This is a genomic window from Bacillus sp. LB7 (assembly GCF_030449715.1).
GTDB classification, from domain to species: Bacteria; Bacillota; Bacilli; order Bacillales; family Bacillaceae; genus Bacillus; species Bacillus paralicheniformis.
This window is the reverse complement of sequence record NZ_JASGCA010000018.1, coordinates 35,883-59,329: the sequence shown is the minus strand read 5'-3', so window position 1 is coordinate 59,329 and position 23,447 is coordinate 35,883. Positions and strand designations below refer to the sequence as shown.

Sequence of the window (23,447 nt, the reverse complement as noted above, 5' to 3'; positions counted from 1 at the left end):
GACAGGCTTTTAAATTCACTGCTGTATGTTTAGCGGCTGTAATATGAATTTTGCTTTATGTCAGCTGACATCATCCGAACCAAACTACATTGTATGAGATGGAACTATACAATTTCTGAACATCGGCATGTAAGCTGAAAATGGCATAAAAAAAAGACCGGCTGATCCGGTCCTTGTGCACACCTTTTAATTCATTTTGTCCTTCATTTGTTTATAGCGCTCATACTCCTTGATCGCTTCTTCAACATTCCCGGTTTTATTAAACAGCTGCATCTTGTATTGGATGATTTTATGATCGCACGGTTCGATTTTCTCGACCAGCAGACATATATCAAGCCCCCGGCGGTAGTCTTTTTCATGAATAAGAAAATCGACCAGTTCATAAGCTTTCCCAATCCATATCCGGGCAAGCCGCGTCTTTTCGGGTTCGGCCCACAAATAACCGTGTTCCATAAAGTAATGGTTTTCGTATGCAAGCAGCAATTCCATGTGCCGGCTGACGGTCGTCATATGGATGGGAGGAGCCTCTTTCAGCGATTTTTCCCATTCGTCAGCATCCACTTTCACACCGGAAATCCGAAGGACATATCCTGTGTCAGTCTTCTCGATCGATTGGCCGAAAGGAAGCCTTTCGATTAACTTTCTGATTTGATAAATCGCCGTATATAGCTGGGTGCTCGCTTTAGAGACATCGTGATCAGGCCAGATCAGGTCGATCAACACGTCTTTGCTGATCACATGGCCGTGATGATGAAGCAAATACGCGTAAATTTCGCGTGCTTTGGACGTTCTCCACTTAACGGGTATATATGTTTTGACATCCTTCTCCGTTTTGTAAAATTGCAAACTCCCAAAACATTGAATGAAATAGTCTCCTCCGTCATTTTCCGCGGAAGCCTTCAGCAAGCTGTTTTCTCTGATCCGTTCAACCGTCTTTACGAGCCGGACGTAATCGACGGGTTTAAGCAAATAATCCATCGCATTTAATTCAAATGCTTTTATGGCAAAATCGTTATAGGCCGTGATAAAAACAACCTGAATGTTTTCATTCATCGATTGAATCGCTTCAGCGAGCTCAATCCCGTTGATCCCCGGCATTTCAATGTCAAGAAACACCGTGTCTATACCCTGAATATCCGGATACTCCAGAACATCAGCCGGATCTTGAAACATTTCGATCGATCGAAAACAATTTGTTCGTTCAAGCATATTTTTAAAATGAAGCAATGCCAATTCCTCATCATCCACAATTAACGCTTTCACGACACATCCACCCCAATTTCATCGAGTCATCTGGAAATGATTATAATGATTATATCATGTCAATGGCCCTACTTAGTTGGATTCATTTTCTTAATCTTGTCGTTTATTAACATTTAAGAGTACAATATTCATAAGATTCACCAAGACCGCAGCAGGTTGAATGAGGAGTGCTGATATTGAAAAAGCTATTTGTTTTCCTTTCGATTATTCTCGGCTATGCCGGCTTCTTTTTTATTTTCTTATTCATCAACAATCAATTGTCCGATCAGAATTACCCTGAAGCGAAGCAAGGAATCATCAATCTGGAAAGATGGGATTTTCAGAAAGATGGGAACATCGCGCTTACCGGGGAATGGACACTATATCGAAACCAGCTTCTCTCGCCAAAAGCGATCCATTCAGGCATTGGAAAAGCCCCCATTTATTCCGCTGTGCCTAACAATGTCAAACTTACCGATTCAGGAGAAAACGTAGATTACGGTACATACAGACTGACGATCCGGTCAAAGCATGACAATGAGATGTTCGGAATCAGCACCTCTTTTATTAACAGCGCAAACCGAATTTATTTCAACGGCAAATTGATCGGGCAGAGCGGAACCCCTTCAGGCAGAGCGAATTTCACGGCACAAAACAGGCCTTATACGAGTTTTTTCGACATTCACCGCGGGGACAACGAGCTGATTGTACAATTTTCAAACTTCAAAAAAACACCTTCATGGGGAATAGAAAAACCGATTACCTTCGGAACGCAGCAGCACATTTTACACCAAAGCAAAATGTCTTTTTTTAATGAAACCAGCATGATCACGGCATTCTTCATTACCGGTTTATACTTTCTCGGCTTTTTCCTGCATCGAAAAAAGGATAAGCATTTATTCTTTTTTTCCACGATGTGTCTTCTTTTTTCGATCATTGTGCTTTTAATCGGAAGAGAACGAATGATCTTTCTGTTCTTTCCGTCTATTTCATTCTCGGCTTTAAGCGTAATGAGGGCAACCACAATGGTGCTTGTCAGTATAGCGGTTTTTCTCTATCTCTATTTCGCTTACAGAGAAATCATTTCAAAAAAATGGATAATTGCCGCGATTGCATTTTCTGCACTGGTTTTGATAATTGATTTTATATCCTGGGGTTTTACAGACCGTCTCGCATATATATTGCATTCCGTTCTTGCCGTCACGACTTTGATTTATATTACGTACGTGTTTGCGATTTCTGCCCTTCGGAAAATGAAAGGCAGTCTTTATCTTACGATTGCAGCGATCTCGATGAGCGCATTCGTCATTTTAACGACCGTTTCTGCTTACAGCGGCAAAAGAGGCTTTTCATTCAATTCGCTCTATGCCGTGCCGTCGATCATCGCTTTGCTGGCGGTTGTTCTGATGATGGCGCAGCAATTCGCAGGCGCATTCCGGGAGAATGAAGTCCTATCCTTGAAATTGCTCAGAATGAATCGATTAAAAGACGAATTTATCGCCAAAACATCGCATGAATTTAAAACGCCACTGAACAGCATGATTAATATATGTCAGACCCTTTTGGCAAGGAAAAGCAAAAGGACGGTAGAGGAAGAAAAAGAAAATCTGCAGCTGGTCATACGCATGGGATACAGGCTCTCCAGCCTGGTAAATGACATTCTCGATTTGGAAAAAATGAAGCAGGGCATGCTGCAGATTCAAGCCGTTCCTGTCGATACCCATTCGGCGATGAGTACGGAAATGGGCTTCTATCGGCTGTTGTCAAAAAATAAACATGTCCGGATTGTAAACCGGGTTCCATCCGGACTGCCGCTCGTCTTGGCTGATGAAAACCGCTTCCGGCAAATCATGACCAACCTGGTAGATAACGCAATCAAGTATACGCCGCAGGGACAAATTACACTCTCTGCCGAGAGGCTCAATCAAGAGAAGGTCAAAATCACTGTAGCGGATACAGGAGTCGGCATACCAAAGGCCGTCCGTCAATCGATATTCGAATCTTTTCAACAAGCAAAAAACCATAAAGATGACGGAGCCGGGCTCGGTTTAAGCATCGTCAGACAGCTCGTTCAGCTACAAAATGGGGAGATCTGGGTAGAATCTGAAGAAGGGAAAGGATCGGCATTTCATTTCACACTGCCTGTCGCAAAGGATGACTCGCTTCCTGACGATAAGGAGAACATGCCTCAACAGCAAGCCGTCAGGAGTCTGCCCGATGTTTCAATAAGCACGCCGTATTACTCGAAAAAGATGGATGCTCCAACTGTTCTGATCGTCGATGATAACATCGAAAGCTTAAAAATTTTGGCCGATATGCTTGAAGGCGTTCCTTATCAAGTCATCGCAGCAAAAAGCGGCAAAGAGGCTCTCGTAGTCGCCTCCCGTTCAAAGCTTGACTTGGTGATTTTGGACCTGATGATGCCGGATATGACAGGGTTTGAAGTCTCAATGAAAATACGTGAAAGATTCTCAATGGTGGAACTTCCGGTTCTCATCATTACGGCAGCCATCATCGATCATGATAAATACAAAGCTTTTCACGCCGGGGCAAATGACATTTTGCAAAAACCGTACAACTACACTGAATTTGCAGCACGCGTTAAAAACCTGATCATGATGAAAGATACGGCAGCCCAAGCGACGAATATGGAGATGGCATTCCTCCAGTCGCAGATCAAGCCGCACTTTCTTTTCAACGTATTAAATACAATTATCGCGCTCAGTCATTTGGATATTGAAAAAGCGCGCGAAGTAACGGCTGATTTTACAAACTACTTAAGAATGAGTTTTGATTTTCAAAATACATCAGGGATGAGTTCTTTCAAACATGAACTGTCGATTGTGAATTCGTATCTTTCCATTGAAAAAACGCGCTTTGGCGATCGGCTGAACGTCATTTACGACATTGACGAAGACATTGACTTTACCATTCCGCCATTAATGATTCAGCCCCTAGTCGAGAATGCCGTTCACCACGGCATCAGCAAGAAAAGAGGCGGAGGCTGGATCAAGCTGACGGCAAAAAAAGAAAGCGAAAACCGCTATTATATCAAGGTTGAAGACAATGGAATCGGCATGCCGCCGATAAAACAACACGATATTTTTTCATCTCATTTCACTCATAGCGTCGGTATGAAAAATATTAACCGCAGGCTGAAACATTTCTGCGGAAGCGAACTGAATATCGAAAGTGCGCCTGATAGCGGGACCGCTGTCTCAATGGTCATTTCTATCAATGAATCGGCGGACGTCTCAGTAAAGGCATGACCTGAAGATAATCAGAACGGCCTCATCAGCTTGCCGGCAAAGCCGGCGAGCTTTTTTGTGCAGTAAATCAGGTGTGTACTTCCTCCCCTCTGTACAATTTGACCCTGTCCTTCGTGAGAACACGGCCTCTTTTTCTATACGATTCAATATGTTATAGTAGAAAACTGTTTTTACATATACCATAGGAGGTTTGTTCATCAATGGAAAATTTCAGCTATTACAATCCAACGAAATTGATCTTCGGAAAAGGCCAGCTTGAACAGTTAAGAAAAGAATTAAAGGTATACGGAAAAAATGTATTGCTTGTTTATGGAGGCGGCAGCATTAAAAAGAACGGCCTTTATGACGAAGTTACGCGCGTATTGAAAGAAGAAGGCGCCGACACGTACGAGCTTTCCGGAGTAGAACCAAATCCGCGTCTTGCTACGGTTAAAAAAGGGATCGAATTGTGCGCCCGGCATGATATCGATTTTCTCCTCGCTGTCGGCGGAGGAAGCGTCATCGACTGCACGAAAGCGATTGCTGTCGGAGCAAAATACGATGGCGACCCTTGGGATATCTTCAGCAAAAAAACGACAGCAAAAGACGCCCTGCCGTTCGGTACGATTTTAACCATAGCTGCCACCGGATCTGAAATGAACCCCGATTCCGTCATTACAAACTGGGAAACGAATGAAAAATACGTATGGGGAAGCGATGTCACGCATCCGAAGTTCTCCATTTTAGACCCGGAAAATACGTTCAGCGTCCCGGAAAACCAAACGGTTTACGGCATCGTTGACATGATGAGCCATGTGTTTGAACAATATTTCCACAATGTCAAAAACACGCCGCTACAGGACAGAATGTGTTTTTCCGTTTTGCAGACGGTCATCGAAACGGCGCCGAAGCTGTTGGAAGACCTGCAAAACTATGAGCACCGGGAAACCATTTTATACGCCGGCACAATCGCTTTGAACGGCACACTGCAAATGGGCTATTTCGGCGATTGGGCTTCCCATACGATGGAGCACGCGGTTTCGGCCGTTTACGACATTCCGCACGCGGGCGGTCTTGCGATCTTGTTCCCAAACTGGATGAGATATACGCTTGATACGAATGTCAGCCGCTTCAAAGCACTTATGCTGAACATGTTTGACATTGACACAGAAGACAAAACCGATAAAGACATTGCGCTTGAAGGAATCGATAAACTGTCCGCGTTCTGGACAAGCCTTGGCGCTCCTTCCCGTCTTGCCGACTACGGCATCGGCGAAGAAAAGCTAGAGCTGATCGCAGACATCGCCGCTAAAGAAATCGAGCACGGCGGCTTCGCCAATTTCCAAAAATTAAACAAAGATGACGTACTCGCCATTCTTCGAGCTTCTCTATAACAACAAAAGGACGGAATCACTAGATTCCGTCCTTTTATGTTTACAGCTCCCGCTGACTTTCCCGCGTTAAGGCAAAAAAAGCGAAAGATCCGATCACAGCTGTGATAAACATGATCGCACCCATTGGAACGGCCGTTGTTTCATTCATTCCAACGAGAGGCGAAACGATTGAACCGAGCAGCAGCGGAATCATGCCGAGCATCGCGCTTGCACTGCCCGCACGGTGTCCCTGATTTTCCATCGCCAGCGTAAATGTACTTGTCAACGTCATTCCGATGGTGATCATGTAGATAAAGATGGAAATGACAATCGCTGCAAGCGGTCCTTTCATAATCGTCATTGTCAGGAGAACGGATGTCGCGATGACAGCGGTAATAACCGCGATCCGCAAGAGCTTCCTCTCATGAATGATTCCCCCAAAACGCCCGATGATAAAGCTTCCCGAAATAATGGCGAGGCCGTTAATGCCGAACAGCACGCTGAACACTTGAGGAGAAACCCCGTAGATGTCCTGATATACAAAAGGTGTTCCGGACACGTATGCAAAGCTGCCTCCGTGAATGAAACCGACAGTCAGCGCATAGCCGATGAAAGACCGATCCTTCAACAAGCTCCCCATCGTTTTAAGCGACGAGCCGATTGAGCTTGGAATCCGTTTTTCAGGCGGCAATGTTTCAGTCAATTTCATCGAGATAACGAGTACTAGGAACAATCCGATCAATGCCAGAGTATAAAAAATCGTATGCCAAGTAGCGAACGGCAAAAGCAGGATGGCTCCTCCCGTCATCGGTGCGACCATTGGCGCAACCGCGGTGATCACCATTAAAAGCGAGAAAAATTTAGAAAGCTCTCTGCCTGTGAACACGTCCCGTACAATGGCGCGCGACAGCACAATTCCCGCCGAAGCGGTAAAACCCTGTAAAAAACGGGCTAGCACTAATGTCGCGATATTCGGCGACAGCGCGCAAAAAAGTGAAGACAGCGCAAACAGCGAAATCGAAATTAATAACGGTTTTCGCCTTCCCTTCGCATCGCTCACAGGCCCGATCACGAGCTGACCGATGGTAAGCCCGATCAGGCAAGCCGTTAAGCTGAGCTGCACAAGCGACGCGCCGGCCCCCAAGTCCTCCGCTATTTCGGGGAAACTCGGCAAATACATATCGATATTAAGAGGACCCAGTATGGCAAGCATTCCAAGCAGAAAAGCCAATGCAAGGCGTTCCTTTCCTGTTGGATTATGGAGCATAGTATCAAACCTTTCTTTCAAGCTAGTAAAATATATTGTTTCATCATGAAATAAACTGGTGGATCGCAAAACATTTGTATATTGTAACATATTTTTTTGGCTGTGAAAGAGGATTGTTCATGACCGGTTAAGACCGGAGATCGAATCGGTCAGATGATTTATAATTGAAGTGAAACACAGGAAGGAAGGAGCTATCTTAACTTGAATGCAGTAAACACCATAGGTTGCTTTACAATTGTGGAAAATAGCAAAGGAAAAATACTTCTGGTTAAAAGAAAAGATTATCCTGTCTGGGACTTACCAGGAGGCAGAATGGAAAAGCACGAGCAGCCGGAAACATGCGCCATGAGGGAAATGGAAGAAGAAACAGGCTACCGTGTTTCTATTATGTGCAAAATAGGAGAGTACGATCAACCGCAATATCATGACATACAGTACATCTATTCAGGAAAATTACTGGGTGGGGAACCCATTGAACAAGGGCCTGAAACAGCAAAAATCGGATGGTTTCGCAAAGATAGATTACCTTTGTTAATGGTTCCCCATAGAAGAAAACAAATAAAAAATTCTACAAAACATCATAACAAACTAGTAAAAGAAACTTTAAAAACACCTTATTTGATTAGATTTATCACGAAATTCAAGAAATAACAGCCTCTTTTTATGTTTAAGCACTATTTCATCGCTTTGACGATAAGCGATGCCAAAGCTTCGGTCCCTTTCGGCATCAGATGTACGCCGTCAGCGGTGAAATATTCGGGATGTTTCAGAGCTTCAGTATGCCAATCGACCAATGTCACATTTTGACGGTTGTCCGCTTGCTTCCGAAGCGATTCATTCACCTTGCTCTCCCACTGGCGGGGGACGCGCGTGTTCACGAGATAGACATCAGCGTTTGAGAAAGCATCAAGCAAAGCGTCCATCTGACTGTCCGTAAAATAGCCGTTTGTTCCCAGTTCAATCACGACGGCTTTGTCCGGATGATTAAAGGAAGCGTAGGTTGATGTCAATTGAAGCGCTTCCCTCACTTGCCTTCCAACCTGACCGTCGATTGTGATTCCCGGAATTTTTTTACGCAGACTCGAAGCGATGTCAAGCATGACCGAATCCCCGACAGCCAATACCTCTTTCTCGATATGATCCGGCTCTTTTTCCGCAGGCTGCTCACCTTTCGTATCTGACGATTCATCCCCGTCGGCTTTCTGCTGGCTTTCAGTTTCAACCTCATTCCCGCTTTCAGCTTGCGCTTTCTTATCATCCTGCCGTTCTTCACTTTTGTCAGCCGGCTGATCCGCCGAGGCGCTTGCCTCATAGGATTTGGAATAGGCCTGCTGCGGCTGTTTCTTTTCGTCGGCCAATCCGGAAAGGCCTCCTGCAAAAATGAGGAGCGCGGCAAACATCAGTCCGATTGATATTTTGCTGGGAACGGAAGCCGTTTTCCATTCCGTGATCTTATCCAGAAAAACCCGGCTGACAAACGGTTTAAAACCATCTTGTCGGATTGGCTTCTCGATAAAGCGATACGAAAGTTCCGCCAGCATAAACGTAACAGCGACCTTAATCGCAACATGCCAGTACACCGGATTTCCAATCTCTTGAACAGGTGTGCTCAGCACGATGACGGGATAGTGCCAAAGATAAATGCCGTACGACCTTTTCCCGATCCAGCGCAGCGGCTTCACGGAAAGGACATAGCCCAGGAAGCTGCTCGGATGACTGACGCATGCAATCAAAATCGCTGCGATTATACTGATCAGAAGCATTCCGCCGTGATAGAGAAACGGGCTGAATTCATCGACAAAATAAATGCTCATCATAAGCAGCGCGAAAGCGGCAAGCTCAGTTCCGTGCAACGCGTGCTTCAGGCTGCTTGGGAGCCTGTTCCCAGACAGTCTTTTCATCGGCCACACAAGGGCTAATGCGCATCCGATCAACAGCTCGAAGGCGCGTGTATCTGTCCCGTAATAGACGCGGCTTGGATCGCCGCCAGGGACATACAGGATGCTCATCCATACGGCTGAACAAAGCGCACACAGCACAACCGCCGCAGCCAGTCTCTCCCGCTTTTTAAATATGTAGATGCCCAACAGCAAAATGATCGGCCAGATGAAATAAAACTGTTCTTCAATCGCCAGTGACCACAAGTTTTTTAAAGGAGACGGCGATCCGAAACTATCAAAATATGAGAGGTCGTGAAAAATAAACCACCAATTGCTGACATACAAAAGAGAGGAGATCGCATCTCCCCGTACGGTATGCATCAGCTCTCTGTTAAACAAAGCGACCCATATGACGGTTGCGAAAATCATCAGCGTCGCCGCTGGAAGCAGCCGCCGTATCCGGCGCACCCAAAAATCGCGGAATGTTATGGAAATGTCATTTCCATATGCCGGCAGGATAATCGATGTAATCAAATATCCTGATAAAACAAAAAAGATATCAACCCCAATAAAGCCTCCGTCGGCCCAGCTCATGTTGAGGTGGTAAGCGATAACCGCCAAAACGGCAAAAGCCCGAAGCCCGTCTAACCCCGGTATGTAACGGTGTTGTTGTGTCTGATCTCGCATGGTATTCCTCCAATGATATGTACGTACGGTTCTTCTGTTATGTTTCGTGCCTTTTACGGCTCCGATATTATAGACGAAGTCAGGACGGTTTTTTGTTTCAAAAAATCGTCATTTTATCTTTCCTGAATGATGCCGTCTCTCTAGTATAAAAGTTTCAAGCTGAATATGGTGTTACAAAGTTGTAAAAAGTAAGAAATCCATGATTTCTGGGAATCATGGATTTCTTTGACTAGCGGATGTAGCGGTCACCGATCAGCAGGTTCGAAATCGCCTTAGTCGGAATTTCAAACTCTACCGCGCCCATATATCCGGGTGCGACTTCATAATCGTCAAACGAAATCACGAGTTTATGATTCTCTGTAATATAAAAATTTTGGTCGGCCTTGATTCGTTTGAATGGCTCGACTTCCTCGTCATTGATCCAATATATTTTATCAGGATCATCTTTCATTTGCTGTTTCATTTGTTCTTTAATGTTTTCGCTGATGGCCGTAATATACCGGTCGTCTTTAAACAAACTCTTCAAGGTAAGCAGAATTTCATTCTTTTTGTCAATGGTGATATAGCGCCGTTCGGTATAGCTGGACGCTTCCGTTCTTTCGACGCTTCGCCGAATCGAAATCAAATCCTTCGTATCCGTAACTGTCTCATAATCGCTGTAGATGCTGAGATGCCCTTTTTTATTCCGGGACGTCTCCTTCATGAATTCCCGGTAAAGCTGATGGCTTTCCTTTACATATTTCTCGTTAATGCCATTTTCAAGCTCCCGGTTATTCAAGCCGGACAGAGCCGGTGTTTTCACGTCAATACTCGATTCTCCATCTTTCTGTTTGATCTCGGTGAATGTGATGGCCTTAACGACCTTGCCGATAACGGGTAAGCGCGACATGGCCTGGGCTGCTCCGGGATTGATATTCACGACGGCAGCCAATAGAACAGCCGCCGCGACAAGCGTTGATACGGGCCATACCACCAGCCTTCTCTTCTTCTTCGGTTTATGCTGAAGCGCGGTTTCGACAACCTGATCCAGTTCCTTCGGAATGGGGACGTTTTGATATGCTTTTCTCAGCTGTTCCAATTTCTTTTCCATTAAGAAAGATCCTCCTTCGTCAAATGGATGCGCATAAGCTTCAATCCTCTGTAAAGGCGCGTTTTGACCGTATTCAAGTTTTCGCCTGTGATTTCCGCAATCTCTTCCAGTTTGAGATCCTCAAAAAATCGCAGAACAATAATGGTATGGTAGGGATGCGGCAACTCGTCAAGCGCCTCATGAAGATCTGTATCCCGGTAGGTATCTTCCTTGCCCTGGCTTAAAAACTCGATCGTTTGATCATCCATAACCTTTAGTTTTTTCCGTTTGCGCAAAAAATCGATTGCCGTCCGCACCAAAATTTTGTAAAACCAGCTTTTGATCGTATCCGGATTGCGAACAGAATCGACGGAATCGAGCGCTTTTTTGATTGATTCCTGGACAATATCTAAGGCGTCTTCTTGATTTTTCACATAGCTGTACGCCAGCCGGTAAAAGTCTTCTTTCCGGTCTGTTATGCAAGCGACAAGAGACGCTCTGGCTGCTTGTTTCTTCATTGCAATAAAGAACTCCTTTTTCGAATATACGTATATACGGCTGTTACATTAGGATAGACGCGGGAGTAGGAAAAATAGTTTGCGGACTGGTCATTCTTTTATAAAAATATTTTATCATCAAGTGCCGCCAATCTCGATTTCATTTATAATGAATAGCAAATTCGAAGGAGGTGATCACATGGCAAGCATCAGAATGCCGGATCATGCAGCGTCTCATGCAAAGCCTGTTATCGGAAAAGGCGATACTTTGCATGGGGTGGACAAATAAAATCGCCTGAGAGTAAGCTTTTCTGGTAATCGGCTTTGCCCCTTATTTTGCAATCAAAGGAATAAGGAGCTGGCAAACATGGCATACGTAAAGGCTGCCGCTGTACTACCTGAAAAGCTGCTATCGGAAATTCAAAAGTATGTTCAAGGGGAAACGATCTACATTCCCAAGACTGAATCCGCCCACAAAAAATGGGGTGCACGTTCAGGAGCAAGAAAGCTGATCGATGATCGCAACACTGCGATAAAAAAGGCCTTTAAAAATGGCAAAACGATTGAGCACTTAGCAGCGGAACATCATCTTTCCATCGAAACGATGAAAAAAATCGTTTACACAAAATAAATTGGAGCACTGATCCTTGTGATCGGTGCTTTTTAATATGGCGAGTTTGTTTATTAGCTAAGTTCTGCATTTTCTATCCATTCTCCGTCATGTAATGTAAAAGTGATTATGCAACGAGAGGAGAATATTGTCATGAAACACGGTGTATTGGAAGTACCCGGAGCAAAGCTCTACTACGAAGTGCGCGGCTCGGGGCCTGTCTTGCTTATGATTCACGGCGGCAACGGCGATGCAGAATCGTACCCGATTACAGACCGCCTATCCGACCGTTACACGGTCGTCACATACGATCGCCGCGGGCATTCCCGCAGCAGGCTTGAAAATCCGAACGAAAATTACCAGGTTTCCGCACACGGCGATGATGCGAGCAGGCTGCTGGCCGCTCTGACGGATGAACCGGCCTATGTATTCGGCTGCAGCTCCGGCGCGGTCATCGGCCTTGATCTTGCCATCCGCTATCCTGAACAAATCGGCATGTTGGTCGCACACGAGCCTCCGATTCCGCAATTGTTGACCGGCAGTGATCGCGTCAAAGGGTTCGAGAGCTTGGAGAACCTTGAAAAACAATATAAACGAAGCGGATTACAGGCTTTAGAAGCATTCGCGAAAGCGATGGGCATTACGTCCACAGCCCAGCCAGCGCGTCCAAAATCCCGGCCGGAGCAGCTCATGGCCAACATCGACTATTTTATCCTGTCCGAGGTGCCCGGTTTAAGAGAATATTCACCCGACATCGGCAGGCTTAAAGCTTCATCGGTTACAGTCGTACCTGCCGGCGGCATTGATTCAAAAGGCCGGCTCCCGTACAAGTATGCAGAAGCATTGGCTGGTCATTTGGAAACGCAAGTGGCCGATTTTCCAGGTAATCATGTGGGATGCGTTTTATACCCGGAGGAATTTGCCGAAAGGCTGGACATGGTTTTTAGAAGATTTAACAACAAAAATACCGAGGGATGAAACCCTCGGTATTTTTAATCAATCCGCCGTTCACATGAAGCGTATGGCCTGTAATCGGCATTCGATTTTCAAATCAATTGCAACCGTTCATTGATACTCTAAACAGCACCCTAAATAAACACTTCCAAAAGGCTTAGCAATTTGAGAGCTGCACAATTTGTTCATACGCATTCATATAAAGGTCAGGGTCGGGATCTGCTCCTTTTTTCTTCGGCACGTTAAAATCCGACAATACAAAATGATGCTTTGGCTGAACGTCATGCTTAGCTAAACAGCTCTTGACACAGCATAAAGGACAGCCGTCGATCGCAATGATGTCCCGACCGGATTTTGCCGTTTTGACAAGCGGCTTCACATCCCCGCCGACTCCGGCAATGCACGACATTTCGGCCATTTTCTCCCGATCCATTTTAATGGCGATCATGTTGGCCGTTTGCGCGGCCGAGGAACACCCGGAGCACGAATACACTAAAGGCAAATCTGTTCTTTTCATCGGTTGACTCATCCCCTGTTTTTCTTTATTTCCGCCTGCAAAAAACTAACATTTACTCTACATGAGGTGCGTGGGGAAAACTGTGAGCCAGATCACTTTTTCTGTTGCTCTATGAGCTGAATCAAACAGATCATGCCAAAATTCCACACTCCTTTCCCGTATTCAATGAGAATACCCGTCTCCTTGATCCCTTCAGTCAATATATGGAGTCCTCAAGAAAAAGATCAGGGGCTTAAAAGCCCCTGTGATTTGCAGGGAAAATTTGCGCCGGCTTTTTAAAGGCGAACCGAATGATCCATTCAGCCAACGCGATGCAGAGCGCAATTGCTCCGAAAACGCCTATCGTGTAGCTGATGTCATATATCAGGCCGAGTCCTTTATGGCACACGAAAGTGATCAAATGAATGAACAGATTGGTAAAACAGAATAGATAGCTGCGAATCATCCAACTCCGGTGCTTGCTAAACTGATGTCGCCGGGCTTTAATGACGGAAATAACCGTGGCGGCAGGCCAATACATATTCACCATGTTAAAGGCTATGCTGACGGCTCTCCCTCCGGTAGAATGCGGTGCCATAGAGCCTGACGACAGCGTCACAATCATCACGCAAACGATGTAGAGCCAGCCGTTAAAACGGTGGATGTTGCGGTTTTTGGTCAACAAGGCGCTGGAGAAGTTGACAGCGCCCGAAGCCATCGCTAAACAAGCGGCAGCAACGTGAACATACATCACCTTCAGCCAGACCGGGAGATGAAAGGAGTCCCGCAGGTGAGATTTATGGCTGAGAAAAGATGTTGATTGCGGATCAAGAATTAAATTTTCAAACAAGGTATACAGAACATACACCGCGATTACGATCATCATTGCCGAAAAAAACAATTGACTGCGTTTAAATTTCTTTTTGCTCAGCTTTTGTTCCTCCTAAAACATCATGCTCTCTGAAATACCTATATTGTATCACGAAAGCGGACATGCGCAGCAGCTTGGCTTATCAAGCCCTCAATGACAAAACCTTACCCATTAAAAACAGGCCGAGTACGATTTCTGCGTTTTTCTGGAAAGCCGGAATAATTCTGTCATCTTTTGCGGCATACTTTTGAATGATGTCTCTGCTGGAATCGCGAGAACCGTCATCGATGACAATGGCTTCAACAATTTCAAAGGTTTGCCTCAGCACGCTGTCCAAACATATGTATTTTGCAGCATTGTACACAGGTATGACAATACTTACGGACGGATTCATTCCCGCTTCTTAATCCGAACATGATGAATTAACAACGACCATTGTATAAAAATCTGGTTACAAAAAGAAGGATCAGTCTACTTCCACGCAAACCACCTCTTTACAAACGCATCAGGCGAATCTTATCTGTTACTTCAAATTTTAATGTTAAAACATGCGGGGATCGGGCTTAAAAAATAAAAATGGAGGCATACATAAAATGACAGAAGATGTAACTGACAACGATATACACGAACAAAAATTATCGAGAGGCCTGAAAAACAGGCATATCCAGCTCATCGCCATCGGCGGAGCGATCGGAACGGGGCTGTTTCTTGGTTCGGGGAAATCGATCCATTTTGCAGGACCGTCGATTTTATTTGCTTATCTGATTACGGGAATCATTTGTTTTTTCATTATGCGTTCTCTTGGAGAACTGCTTTTATCCAATTTGGAATACCATTCGTTTGTCGACTTTGTCAGGGACTACTTAGGCGACAAGGCGGCATTTATAACGGGTTGGACATACTGGTTTTGCTGGATTTCGCTCGCGATGGCCGATTTAACCGCGGTCGGGCTTTATACCCAATACTGGCTGCCTGATGTACCGCAATGGCTGCCCGGATTGATCGCCCTGATTATTTTGCTGATCACGAACCTGGCAACCGTCAAGCTTTTTGGAGAATTGGAGTTCTGGTTTGCATTAATTAAAGTCATTGCGATATTGGCGCTGATCGCGATCGGCCTTTTCATGATCTTCAAAGGATTTTCCACCCATTCGGGCGCTGCCGCCTTTCACAACCTGTGGAGTCACGGCGGCATGTTTCCAAATGGACTGCACGGTTTTCTCCTTTCATTCCAGATGGTTGTCTTTGCGTTTCTAGGCATCGAACTTGTGGGACTGACAGCGGGGGAGACGAAAGATCCGGAAAAGGTCATTCCTAAAGCGATCAACAATATCCCCGTCCGTGTTTTGCTTTTTTATATCGGTGCGCTCCTTGTGATCATGAGCATCTATCCGTGGAATGTCATCAATCCTAATGAAAGTCCGTTCGTCCAAGTCTTTGCAGCGGTCGGCATCATTGCGGCTGCAAGCATCATCAATTTTGTGGTGCTGACATCGGCAGCTTCGGCAAGCAACAGCGCAGTCTTCAGCACGAGCCGGATGATATACTCGCTTGCGAAAGAACATAATGCACCCGGCGCTATGACCAAACTGACCTCCCGCAAAGTGCCGAGCAATGCGTTGTTTTTCTCAGCGGTCGTGATTCTGATTGGCATCATGCTGAACTATATCATGCCTGAACAAGTGTTTACGCTGATTACGAGCATCTCGACGATCTGCTTCATCTTTATTTGGGGAATCACCGTCATTTGCCATTTGAAATACCGCAAAACAAGACCGGATTTAGCGAAAACAAACAAATTCAAGATGCCGCTTTACCCGTTTTCAAATTATGTGGTTCTCGGTTTTCTTGCGTTTATCCTCATCGTCCTTGCACTGGCGCAAGACACCCGGGTTGCCTTATTTATCACGCCGGTTTGGTTTATCATGCTGATCGCGATTTACAAGCTGAGGAATCCTAAGTCACAGCAAGTATAGAAAAATGCGAATCGCCTGCAAAACATTCTGCAGGCTTTTTGTATGGCTCATCATTTAAAATTGATATTTGATACGTTTCCAAAATGCTGTCATAAAAAGAACAAACATTCGCATAGGAGAGTTCGAAATGAGCAAAGCGTTTAGCAATGTATTAAAACATATCACAGTTTACGCTTATCAAAATTCGCTATTCAGTTCTTATCTAACTAACGGAGCAGGATAGCTAGATAAGAAACGCGATAAAATAAGAAAATTTTGACGGTATTTTATGATTTAGCCTATTCTATTCAAGAAGGCATTGGATTACGTAGGATAAAATGATAAGGAGTACAAAGCAATGAATGAATTTTATAAGGCATTAACATATGTAAATAAAATTTTTTATGAACCAAATCACTTAACTATAAATGCTATTCGAGCAGAAGCTCAAAATTCAGATTATGGGGCTGGTATGTTTCAACTAAATTCAAAATCGGTTAGATTTAGAGTCGCAAAAATTACACCTAACAAGATAGGACAGTTTGTTGCTTTTTGGGAAAAAGATGTAGATAATAAAAACCAAGCCTTTTCATATGAAAAGGCTACTGATTTCTTGGTTATCAATACTTTTACTAGTAATAATAATTTTGGACAATTCGTTTTTCCAAAAGAAGTTCTTGTAAAACAAAATATTCTTAAAACAGCCACTACAAAAGGAAAAATGGCAATTAGAGTTTACCCTAGATGGGAAAATCCCACTAGCAAACAAGCTATCGAAACACAGAAATGGCAGTTAGCATATTTTGTTGAGGTGAACAATACAAATAGTTTTCCAGTGCAAGAACTATTAAGGTTATATTCTAACTAAAATTGGATAGCCCTGAGTCGGCTAATAGTCTGTGAAGTTTAACACTTCAACTAACAGGTGCGTTAGTTGAAGAAGAAAGGGGAGAACAGATGAAAGTCAATCAAATTGTAGATTTGTCGGTATCGTTAAAAGGTGATATTCCGTCTGACCCGCCGGGATTTGTCCCTGAAATCGAATATGCGGATCATAAGCAAGGAGCCAAACAGATGGTCCAGAGCTTTCCCGGCCTTTCTTCGCAAGATCTTCCCGGGGGAGAAGGCTGGTCGCTGGAAAAAGTGAAGATGTCAACGCATGCCGGAACGCATATAGACGCTCCATACCATTACCGTTCTGTTACTGATGACGGCAAGCGGATGATGACGATTGATGAAGTACCGCTTGACTGGTTTCATGGCCCCGGCGTTAAGCTGGATTTCAGACATTTGAAAGACGGGCATATCGTGACCCCTGAAGAAATCGAACAAGAGCTTCACCGCATCAATCATAACCTTGCGCCCGGCGACATTGTTCTTGTGAATACGTCAGCTGGCGCCAAATACGGACAAAACGATTACCTGCACAGCGGCTGCGGAGTGGGGCGCGAAGCAACGCTCTTTTTAACGGAACGCGGCGTGCGCCTTGTCGGAACTGACGCTTGGAGCTGGGACGCTCCATTCAGCATGACCGCCAAGCGCTTTGAACAGGAAAAAGACCCATCGATTATTTGGGAAGGTCATTATTCAGGAAGCACCATTCCTTACTGCCAAATCGAAAAGCTCGCCAACCTCGATCAATTGCCTTCCACCGGATTTTATGTCATGGCTTTTCCGGTAAAAGTTGAAAAAGCGTCTGCCGGGTGGGCGCGTCCGGTTGCGATTCTTAGCGGTGAAAACGTATAAGAACGTCAGCCGCTTTTCGTTTGTGGGGATGCCGGTTAGACATATATACAAAATAAAAGCAGACATCAGCCTGCTTTTATTTTTGTTTTATATTCAGTCATAACACTTGCGTAAACAAACAATGAAATGAATACAAGAAACACGCGGCTCCAGCCATCACGTTGAAGGTTCCCGATTTTTCATTGTTTGATTTCAACATCATGAAGAACAATCCGGAAAAGAAAAACCCGATAAACCAGCCGATTGGGATTTGGACAAAAGCTAAAATAAAACCAATAATCCCTATCGTTTGAAAAACTTGAGGTGCAAATTCGCGCAAAAGTAATCCCGCCCTTGCTTCAGAAGAAATCCGCTCCCTTTTTTTGTATCATATCATATCTCATCAACAAAATAAGGAAAACAAGTGAATTTTTTGCTAATATGTTGAATCCAGGCTCAATATTTATTTTTGTTATGATCTTAAAAAAGGAGGTTTGATTCCCATGAATACCTTATGCCGCAGCAAACAAGCTCCGTTTGAATACACCTTATCTCTTATAGGTGGTAAATGGAAAATGAGAATCCTCTATGAGCTGGCTTGTGAAAAAACGATGAGGTACGGGGAACTTAAACGGGCCATGCCGTTAATCACCCATAAAATGTTAAGTTCCCAGCTGAAGGAGTTGCAAACTGACGGTCTGATTAACCGGGCGGAGATTTCTCAAAATCCCCTCAGAGTGGAGTATTCGTTATCAGACAGAGGACTGTCTTTGTACCCTCTCATAGAAGAAATGTGCAGATGGGGACAAAGAAAAGCTTGCCTTATGAGTAAAAAATACTTACAAAAAAGTGCGTACTTGTTTCCCGACGGGAGAGATTTTATACTGAATAAAAATCATTGATAAGGAGAACAGGATGACAAAACAAATTTATATCATTCATGGCTACAGAGCTTCCTCAACCAACCACTGGTTTCCTTGGCTGAAAAAACGTCTGCTTGCAGATGGAATACACGCAGAAGTTTTAGATATGCCTGATCCTCACCAGCCAAGGCTTAAAGATTGGCTTGATACGCTCTCTTTAAATAAGCACACATTAAATGAACATACTTATCTGGTTGCCCACAGCCTTGGGTGCGCCGCCGTTTTGAAGTTTTTGGAACAAACGCAATTGCAGCAACCACTTGGCGGAATCCTGCTCGTTTCCGGCTTTGCCAAGTCACTGCCCAATTTAAAGATGTTAGATGAATTTACCGAGGAATCGTTTGATTTTCAAAACATCATTCAGTCAGCTAAGCATCGTGCTGTCATTGCCTCTAGAAACGATCAAATTGTGCCATTTGCATGGAGCAACGATCTAGCGCAACAAATTGACGCTAAGCTTTACGAAGTTCAACATGGGGGTCACTTTTTAGAAACTGACGGATTTACTTCTTTGCCGATTGTTTATGATGTTTTAAACTCCTATTTCTCAAAAGAAACTTGCTAAAAACAGTAAAGGATATTCGGATTTTGTGGCGGCAAAGAGCTTAGAAGCCGCCCTTCTCCAATTTCTTAATAAGTCTTGAAAAAATCAGCTCCAAAGTTCCCTATCTTGAAGAGGTCTATCATTTAACGAGTTATATTCAAATTTTCAACCAACCAGGGTTTTATCAATGACAGAACGGTTACAGGCTGCATAGCTTTGGTGTGATCCATATCATTTCCGCTTAAGATTTTTATATCCCATCCAAGGTGTTCTAATTCTTGTTTGTTTTTTTGAAGTATACCGATAATATCAACTGTTACATTACCAAAGTTTTCTCCATAAACAATTGTGTCTTTTTCCCCAGCAAACGCCAATCTCGGAATCTCTAATTTATGTTGAATGCTCCGATCATCAAATGCCATCAAATTTTCGTACATTGTAACAAACTGTTTTGTTTGATTCGTGCCGATTCTTACCTGTATGTTATCCCAATCAACCTTTTCTGGACTGATAAGGTTTTGTTCATCAATAACAGAAGAATGTTGTTTACTTCTTAAAGTTTGTTCATATGTTTGATTTGTCACTACCATCATTTCTTGATATGGACCATCTATTGGCGGAAACCCACCCATGATCAAGCTTTCTAACCTGTCTGTCCGAAGGGCTAATTGCAACCCTACTAAAGCCAACCAAGAGTATCCATAATAGCTAAACTTTTTAACGTTCATTTCATTAGCAATAGTGAGTAGATCTTTCACTATGCTTTCAGGTGTGAGGCTCTCTGGATTCGGCTGTTGCAGACGATGTCCTTCGTAGTCGAAATATAAAACCTGAAACTTGTCCGTGAGTCCCTCAACAAAATGTTTTCCTGATTCAGGGTCTACTCCCCATAACTTTAAGTTTTCAGCTTCTTGTCCATATACAGATTCTTTAGCAACAGGAAGCATGATTGTTGGAGAGTCGGTGTTCCCGACTAAGCCAACGTTTATCTCTGATTGATCGGTCAGTTTTATGTTTTTTTCCATTTTCACCACTCCTGAACAGTTTATACAATCATCATATAACATTCATGCAATCTTTCGGATTTCTGCTTCCCGCCCTTTATATATGGGGGATTCGTTTGAAGTATGTTATTGTAGCACTTGAAGGTTTTACTTTAAAAAGGAGCTAACAGTAAATGAAGACATACACCCCTAAACAAATGGCAAATATCTTAAAGGTTAGCACCACAACTTTGAGAAGATATGAAGAACAAGGTCTTATTCCTGTTGTCCCAAGAACAAAAAGTAATCACCGTTTCTATACACCGATACACTTCCAAGCTTTTACCACCATTAGAGCTTTATTAAAAGGATATGACATACCCATTGTTTACGAAGTCATGAGAATGAGTAAAAATGCAAGATTTGAAGAAGTCCTTTGGCTGGTTAATGAACAGCAATTTCATATTCAAGCGGAGAAACAGAGGGTCGAAGAAATACTAACGATGATACAAAATGCCGATCTTACTAAATATAAAAATGTAAAATTAAAAGAATATATGAATATTGGAGAGGCTGCAAAAATAGCGGGCGTGAATACTTCAGCGATCCGTCATTGGGAACATGAAGGTTTAGTCCATTCAGAAAGAAATAAAGAAAACGGCTATAGAATGTTTTCAATATCTGAACTGCGTAAAATACTGGTTATCAGCAGCTTGAGAAAAACCGTTTATTATATAGAAAATATGAAGAGTTTATTATATGAATTGGACACACAAAACTATGGCAAAATCGAACATTCCTTTCAGTTGGCTTTACAAAATTTGAATAACCAACTATTAAATCAATTAAAAGGCATCGCAGAACTGATCAAATATATACAATTTTACCAAGAAACCAATACCTGAAAATGTGATAAGCAAATAAGCCGATTCCTTAGTGCAAGGAAAATCGGCTTTGAAGAGAGCGTAACTTTTTTATCAACCTTACATTCCTTCAATAATGTCGCTAAACGAGTTATTTAATTCAATAAACTGTTTTTCTATAGGTGTAAATTTATGATTTAGTCGTGTAATGAAATATAAATCGACGTATCTATAAGGTGATGGAACTTCTAAATAATGATGGATATTGTAGCGGCTTGCTATGCGCTTTGACACTAAGGAAATCCCCATACCCATCATTGCAAATTGCACTAAGGATTCTGGATCGCCCACTTCAATGATTTCTCCCTGTTGAATGTTCAAATCTTTAAAAATATTACGTAATAATGAGAGATACAAGCACTTATCTGATAATACAAGTACGTTTTTTCCGCTTATATAATCATCAAATCTCGTATATTGATCTATACCTTGGCCTATGATAACCAATTCTTCATATCCCACTTTTTTATAACTTATTTTTTTATTGTTTAGCGATCCAATCGTATAAGCAACATCAATTTTCCCAAGAAGAACTTGATTTTCAATATATTCTGTTGAACCTGTTTTTAATGTTACCGATAAATCAGGATATGTATGATAAAGTTTATTTAAAGCGCTTGAGAATTGAGTTCCACCGACAGATATCATCGTCCCAATACGGAGTTTTTCATCTTGTTTTTTCATGATGTTTTCGGTTTCTTCCCAAACGAACAATATTTTCTTGTATTGATGATATAATTTTTCTCCCTCTTTCGTTAGTTTTACTCCTTTTGAATTTCTGATAAACAGTTGTTGATGATAATGAGTTTCGATTTTTTTTATTTTTGCAGTCATATTGGATTGAAGGTGATTCAATTTAATTGCAGCAGCAGATATGCTTCTTAATTCCGCCACTGAAACAAAAGCTTTCATGTTTTCAATATCCATTCATATTTCAACCCCCATCAAAAAAAGTGATATAACCATCATAACTTAACATTTAAAATGATCTCTAATTTTAATTATACTCGGTTTAAAGAGTTTTGGAGGGATAGCTAATGAAGAACGACGTGATAAAAGCAGGGATTATAGGCGGATCTTTGAATAATCAATGGGCAAGTCAAACACATATTCCGGTATTGAAGGAAAGTCCTTTTTATCAAATAACGGCGATTGGAACATCAAAAATGGAAACCGCAAAAAAAAGTGCTATGATGCTTAAGGCTTCCTCTGCTTTTACAGATTATAAGGAATTAGCACAATCAAAAGATGTTGATTTGGTAGTCGTTAGTATAAAGGTTCCTTTCCATTATGAAGCTTCGCTTGCAGCCATAGAAGAACATAAACATATATATTGTGAATGGCCTTTAGGCATAGATACTGTGCAGGCTGAAAAACTGGCAAAATTGGCAGATGACGCGAACATTCATCATGCGATTGGATTACAGGGAAGGCAATCTCCAGAAGTTAATTATTTAAAGCGGGCAATCAACGAGGGGGAGATCGGCAGAGTCATCTCGTGCACGATGCAGGTAGCAACACAAGGAAAGGGAAGAATAACAGATGAAAAAAGCAGTTACCTTTTAAAAAGAGAAAATGGGGCGAACCTTCTTACAATCAACGGGGGTCACTCGCTTGATGTTCTTTGTTATATCCTGGGTGATTTTAAAGAATTATCAGCTGTAATGAACAGCCATTATACAGAAGCCGTCATACAAGAAACAGGGATAAAGATACCAAAAAACACAGCTGACCAAATTTTAATACAGGGGACGCTCGTTAATGGCGCTTCGGCCTCTGTCCATATTCAGGGCGGAGTTTATCCAGCTTTTCAATTGGAGATTAGAGGGGAAAAAGGTGTTTTGCGTTTAACACAGCATCATTCCTCAGGACACGTACAATTCGGCAATCTCAAAGTCAAAAAGATTACACATCCTCATGATTTGTTAAATGCTGAAGATGTATATTCTGAAGAAGTAAAAATATCCCCAGTGACGGATAATGGTGCAAGAGGCTATCTTGAAACTGCATATAATATTTTAGCGGAAGATATATTTGAAGATAAAAGGCAAATCCCAAACTTTCATGACGCTGTCAAACTGCACCGCTTGTTGGACGCCGTTCGGAAATCGGCAAAGACCGGTAAAAAAGTACTCTTAAAAAATGAGTAGGAACCGTATATCTTTGCCCTGGCACATGCCTGTCCAGCATTAGCAAATGG

Annotated in this window: 21 protein-coding genes and 2 pseudogenes; 13 read left to right on the top strand and 10 right to left on the bottom strand. The window is 43.0% G+C overall.

All coding sequences use genetic code 11. The features are described from left to right. Positions 1-186 precede the first annotated feature (186 nt). Entirely contained in the window at positions 187-1,263 is a 1,077-nt protein-coding gene (locus tag QMZ64_RS18980) for a response regulator (protein WP_265627751.1), read from the bottom strand. Between the two features lie 521 nt (positions 1,264-1,784). On the opposite strand from QMZ64_RS18980, the pseudogene QMZ64_RS18975 reads away from it, so the two are divergent. The 3 genes and pseudogenes from QMZ64_RS18975 to QMZ64_RS18965 form a co-directional block, all read left to right on the top strand. Further along, positions 1,785-3,332 (top strand): annotated as a pseudogene (locus QMZ64_RS18975) (sensor histidine kinase); the annotation flags it as partial. A gap of 93 nt (positions 3,333-3,425) precedes the next feature. After that, entirely contained in the window at positions 3,426-4,511 is a 1,086-nt protein-coding gene (locus tag QMZ64_RS18970; RefSeq protein WP_326131875.1) for a response regulator, read from the top strand. Between the two features lie 200 nt (positions 4,512-4,711). Beyond that, positions 4,712-5,884 (top strand): iron-containing alcohol dehydrogenase, encoded by a 1,173-nt coding sequence (locus QMZ64_RS18965; RefSeq protein ID WP_265627752.1) that lies wholly within the window; start codon positions 4,712-4,714, stop codon positions 5,882-5,884. Between the two features lie 40 nt (positions 5,885-5,924). Here the strand turns inward: QMZ64_RS18965 and QMZ64_RS18960 are convergent, their stop codons facing one another. Next, on the bottom strand, positions 5,925-7,130 hold the full coding sequence (locus QMZ64_RS18960; protein ID WP_265627753.1) for a Bcr/CflA family efflux MFS transporter: 1,206 nt from the start codon (positions 7,128-7,130) through the stop codon (positions 5,925-5,927). A gap of 201 nt (positions 7,131-7,331) precedes the next feature. Here QMZ64_RS18960 and QMZ64_RS18955 point away from each other — a divergent pair, with 201 nt between their 5' ends. After that, entirely contained in the window at positions 7,332-7,781 is a 450-nt protein-coding gene (locus QMZ64_RS18955; RefSeq protein ID WP_265627754.1) for an NUDIX hydrolase, read from the top strand. 23 nt (positions 7,782-7,804) lie between these two features. Here QMZ64_RS18955 and QMZ64_RS18950 read toward each other — a convergent pair whose 3' ends face one another. The 3 genes from QMZ64_RS18950 to QMZ64_RS18940 all read right to left on the bottom strand — a co-directional run bounded on the left by QMZ64_RS18950 (position 7,805) and on the right by QMZ64_RS18940 (position 11,284). Continuing rightward, positions 7,805-9,697, bottom strand: a complete 1,893-nt coding sequence (locus QMZ64_RS18950) for an acyltransferase family protein (RefSeq protein ID WP_301441518.1) — start codon at positions 9,695-9,697, stop codon at positions 7,805-7,807. Between the two features lie 229 nt (positions 9,698-9,926). Then, positions 9,927-10,787: an anti-sigma-V factor RsiV gene (gene rsiV / locus QMZ64_RS18945; RefSeq protein ID WP_265627756.1), complete on the bottom strand. Its 861-nt coding sequence runs from the start codon at positions 10,785-10,787 to the stop codon at positions 9,927-9,929. After that, positions 10,787-11,284 (bottom strand): RNA polymerase sigma factor SigV, encoded by a 498-nt coding sequence (locus QMZ64_RS18940; protein WP_243944307.1) that lies wholly within the window; start codon positions 11,282-11,284, stop codon positions 10,787-10,789. The genes rsiV and QMZ64_RS18940 overlap by 1 nt, the downstream gene beginning before the upstream one ends. Positions 11,285-11,630: 346 nt before the next feature. On the opposite strand from QMZ64_RS18940, the gene QMZ64_RS18935 reads away from it, so the two are divergent. Both QMZ64_RS18935 and QMZ64_RS18930 read left to right on the top strand, forming a co-directional pair. Then, positions 11,631-11,894: a CD3324 family protein gene (locus QMZ64_RS18935; RefSeq protein WP_265627757.1), complete on the top strand. Its 264-nt coding sequence runs from the start codon at positions 11,631-11,633 to the stop codon at positions 11,892-11,894. Between the two features lie 132 nt (positions 11,895-12,026). Next, complete coding sequence (locus QMZ64_RS18930) at positions 12,027-12,851, top strand: alpha/beta fold hydrolase (RefSeq protein WP_265627758.1); 825 nt, start codon at positions 12,027-12,029, stop codon at positions 12,849-12,851. 133 nt (positions 12,852-12,984) lie between these two features. On the opposite strand, the gene QMZ64_RS18925 is transcribed toward QMZ64_RS18930, so the two are convergent. From QMZ64_RS18925 to QMZ64_RS18915, 3 genes are all read right to left on the bottom strand, one after another. Beyond that, on the bottom strand, positions 12,985-13,344 hold the full coding sequence (locus QMZ64_RS18925; protein WP_243944302.1) for a putative zinc-binding protein: 360 nt from the start codon (positions 13,342-13,344) through the stop codon (positions 12,985-12,987). Between the two features lie 232 nt (positions 13,345-13,576). Beyond that, positions 13,577-14,209, bottom strand: coding sequence for a DUF2306 domain-containing protein (locus QMZ64_RS18920; RefSeq protein ID WP_265627759.1), 633 nt, complete (start codon positions 14,207-14,209; stop codon positions 13,577-13,579). Positions 14,210-14,336: 127 nt separating this feature from the next. Continuing rightward, on the bottom strand, positions 14,337-14,588 hold the full coding sequence (locus tag QMZ64_RS18915) for a glycosyltransferase family 2 protein (protein ID WP_265627760.1): 252 nt from the start codon (positions 14,586-14,588) through the stop codon (positions 14,337-14,339). Positions 14,589-14,787: 199 nt separating this feature from the next. On the opposite strand from QMZ64_RS18915, the gene QMZ64_RS18910 reads away from it, so the two are divergent. The 5 genes and pseudogenes from QMZ64_RS18910 to QMZ64_RS18890 all read left to right on the top strand — a co-directional run bounded on the left by QMZ64_RS18910 (position 14,788) and on the right by QMZ64_RS18890 (position 19,362). Next, positions 14,788-16,170, top strand: coding sequence for an amino acid permease (locus QMZ64_RS18910; RefSeq protein WP_265627761.1), 1,383 nt, complete (start codon positions 14,788-14,790; stop codon positions 16,168-16,170). Positions 16,171-16,507: 337 nt separating this feature from the next. Continuing rightward, positions 16,508-17,017 (top strand): MepB family protein, encoded by a 510-nt coding sequence (locus QMZ64_RS18905; protein WP_265627762.1) that lies wholly within the window; start codon positions 16,508-16,510, stop codon positions 17,015-17,017. Positions 17,018-17,106: 89 nt separating this feature from the next. Then, positions 17,107-17,895 (top strand): cyclase family protein, encoded by a 789-nt coding sequence (locus QMZ64_RS18900; RefSeq protein WP_265627763.1) that lies wholly within the window; start codon positions 17,107-17,109, stop codon positions 17,893-17,895. Between the two features lie 482 nt (positions 17,896-18,377). After that, positions 18,378-18,680: pseudogene (locus QMZ64_RS18895) on the top strand (winged helix-turn-helix transcriptional regulator); the annotation flags it as partial. 109 nt (positions 18,681-18,789) lie between these two features. Next, complete coding sequence (locus QMZ64_RS18890; RefSeq protein WP_243944292.1) at positions 18,790-19,362, top strand: RBBP9/YdeN family alpha/beta hydrolase; 573 nt, start codon at positions 18,790-18,792, stop codon at positions 19,360-19,362. A gap of 122 nt (positions 19,363-19,484) precedes the next feature. Here the strand turns inward: QMZ64_RS18890 and QMZ64_RS18885 are convergent, their stop codons facing one another. Continuing rightward, positions 19,485-20,366 (bottom strand): alpha/beta fold hydrolase, encoded by an 882-nt coding sequence (locus QMZ64_RS18885; RefSeq protein ID WP_265627764.1) that lies wholly within the window; start codon positions 20,364-20,366, stop codon positions 19,485-19,487. Positions 20,367-20,518: 152 nt separating this feature from the next. Here QMZ64_RS18885 and QMZ64_RS18880 point away from each other — a divergent pair, with 152 nt between their 5' ends. After that, on the top strand, positions 20,519-21,229 hold the full coding sequence (locus tag QMZ64_RS18880) for a MerR family DNA-binding transcriptional regulator (protein ID WP_265627765.1): 711 nt from the start codon (positions 20,519-20,521) through the stop codon (positions 21,227-21,229). A 78-nt stretch (positions 21,230-21,307) separates the two neighbouring features. Here the strand turns inward: QMZ64_RS18880 and QMZ64_RS18875 are convergent, their stop codons facing one another. Continuing rightward, positions 21,308-22,174 carry a LysR family transcriptional regulator gene (locus QMZ64_RS18875; RefSeq protein ID WP_243944287.1) on the bottom strand — a complete coding sequence of 289 codons (867 nt, stop codon included), beginning with the start codon at positions 22,172-22,174 and terminating at the stop codon, positions 21,308-21,310. Between the two features lie 110 nt (positions 22,175-22,284). Here QMZ64_RS18875 and QMZ64_RS18870 point away from each other — a divergent pair, with 110 nt between their 5' ends. Next, complete coding sequence (locus tag QMZ64_RS18870; protein WP_265627766.1) at positions 22,285-23,397, top strand: Gfo/Idh/MocA family protein; 1,113 nt, start codon at positions 22,285-22,287, stop codon at positions 23,395-23,397. Positions 23,398-23,447 lie beyond the last annotated feature (50 nt).

Bases quoted from the DNA above. Each gene is read 5' to 3' on its own strand.
- QMZ64_RS18940 (WP_243944307.1), bottom strand. From the start codon at position 11,284: ATGAAGAAACAAGCAGCCAGAGCGTCTCTTGTCGCTTGCATAACAGAC.
- QMZ64_RS18965 (WP_265627752.1), top strand. From the start codon at position 4,712: ATGGAAAATTTCAGCTATTACAATCCAACGAAATTGATCTTCGGAAAA.
- QMZ64_RS18915 (WP_265627760.1), bottom strand. From the start codon at position 14,588: ATGAATCCGTCCGTAAGTATTGTCATACCTGTGTACAATGCTGCAAAA.
- QMZ64_RS18885 (WP_265627764.1), bottom strand. From the start codon at position 20,366: ATGGAAAAAAACATAAAACTGACCGATCAATCAGAGATAAACGTTGGC.
- QMZ64_RS18910 (WP_265627761.1), top strand. From the start codon at position 14,788: ATGACAGAAGATGTAACTGACAACGATATACACGAACAAAAATTATCG.
- QMZ64_RS18935 (WP_265627757.1), top strand. From the start codon at position 11,631: ATGGCATACGTAAAGGCTGCCGCTGTACTACCTGAAAAGCTGCTATCG.
- QMZ64_RS18925 (WP_243944302.1), bottom strand. From the start codon at position 13,344: ATGAAAAGAACAGATTTGCCTTTAGTGTATTCGTGCTCCGGGTGTTCC.
- QMZ64_RS18900 (WP_265627763.1), top strand. From the start codon at position 17,107: ATGAAAGTCAATCAAATTGTAGATTTGTCGGTATCGTTAAAAGGTGAT.
- QMZ64_RS18880 (WP_265627765.1), top strand. From the start codon at position 20,519: ATGAAGACATACACCCCTAAACAAATGGCAAATATCTTAAAGGTTAGC.
- QMZ64_RS18890 (WP_243944292.1), top strand. From the start codon at position 18,790: ATGACAAAACAAATTTATATCATTCATGGCTACAGAGCTTCCTCAACC.
- QMZ64_RS18920 (WP_265627759.1), bottom strand. From the start codon at position 14,209: ATGATGATCGTAATCGCGGTGTATGTTCTGTATACCTTGTTTGAAAAT.
- QMZ64_RS18875 (WP_243944287.1), bottom strand. From the start codon at position 22,174: ATGGATATTGAAAACATGAAAGCTTTTGTTTCAGTGGCGGAATTAAGA.
- QMZ64_RS18870 (WP_265627766.1), top strand. From the start codon at position 22,285: ATGAAGAACGACGTGATAAAAGCAGGGATTATAGGCGGATCTTTGAAT.
- QMZ64_RS18930 (WP_265627758.1), top strand. From the start codon at position 12,027: ATGAAACACGGTGTATTGGAAGTACCCGGAGCAAAGCTCTACTACGAA.
- QMZ64_RS18905 (WP_265627762.1), top strand. From the start codon at position 16,508: ATGAATGAATTTTATAAGGCATTAACATATGTAAATAAAATTTTTTAT.
- QMZ64_RS18950 (WP_301441518.1), bottom strand. From the start codon at position 9,697: ATGCGAGATCAGACACAACAACACCGTTACATACCGGGGTTAGACGGG.
- QMZ64_RS18960 (WP_265627753.1), bottom strand. From the start codon at position 7,130: ATGCTCCATAATCCAACAGGAAAGGAACGCCTTGCATTGGCTTTTCTG.
- QMZ64_RS18970 (WP_326131875.1), top strand. From the start codon at position 3,426: ATGCCTCAACAGCAAGCCGTCAGGAGTCTGCCCGATGTTTCAATAAGC.
- rsiV (WP_265627756.1), bottom strand. From the start codon at position 10,787: ATGGAAAAGAAATTGGAACAGCTGAGAAAAGCATATCAAAACGTCCCC.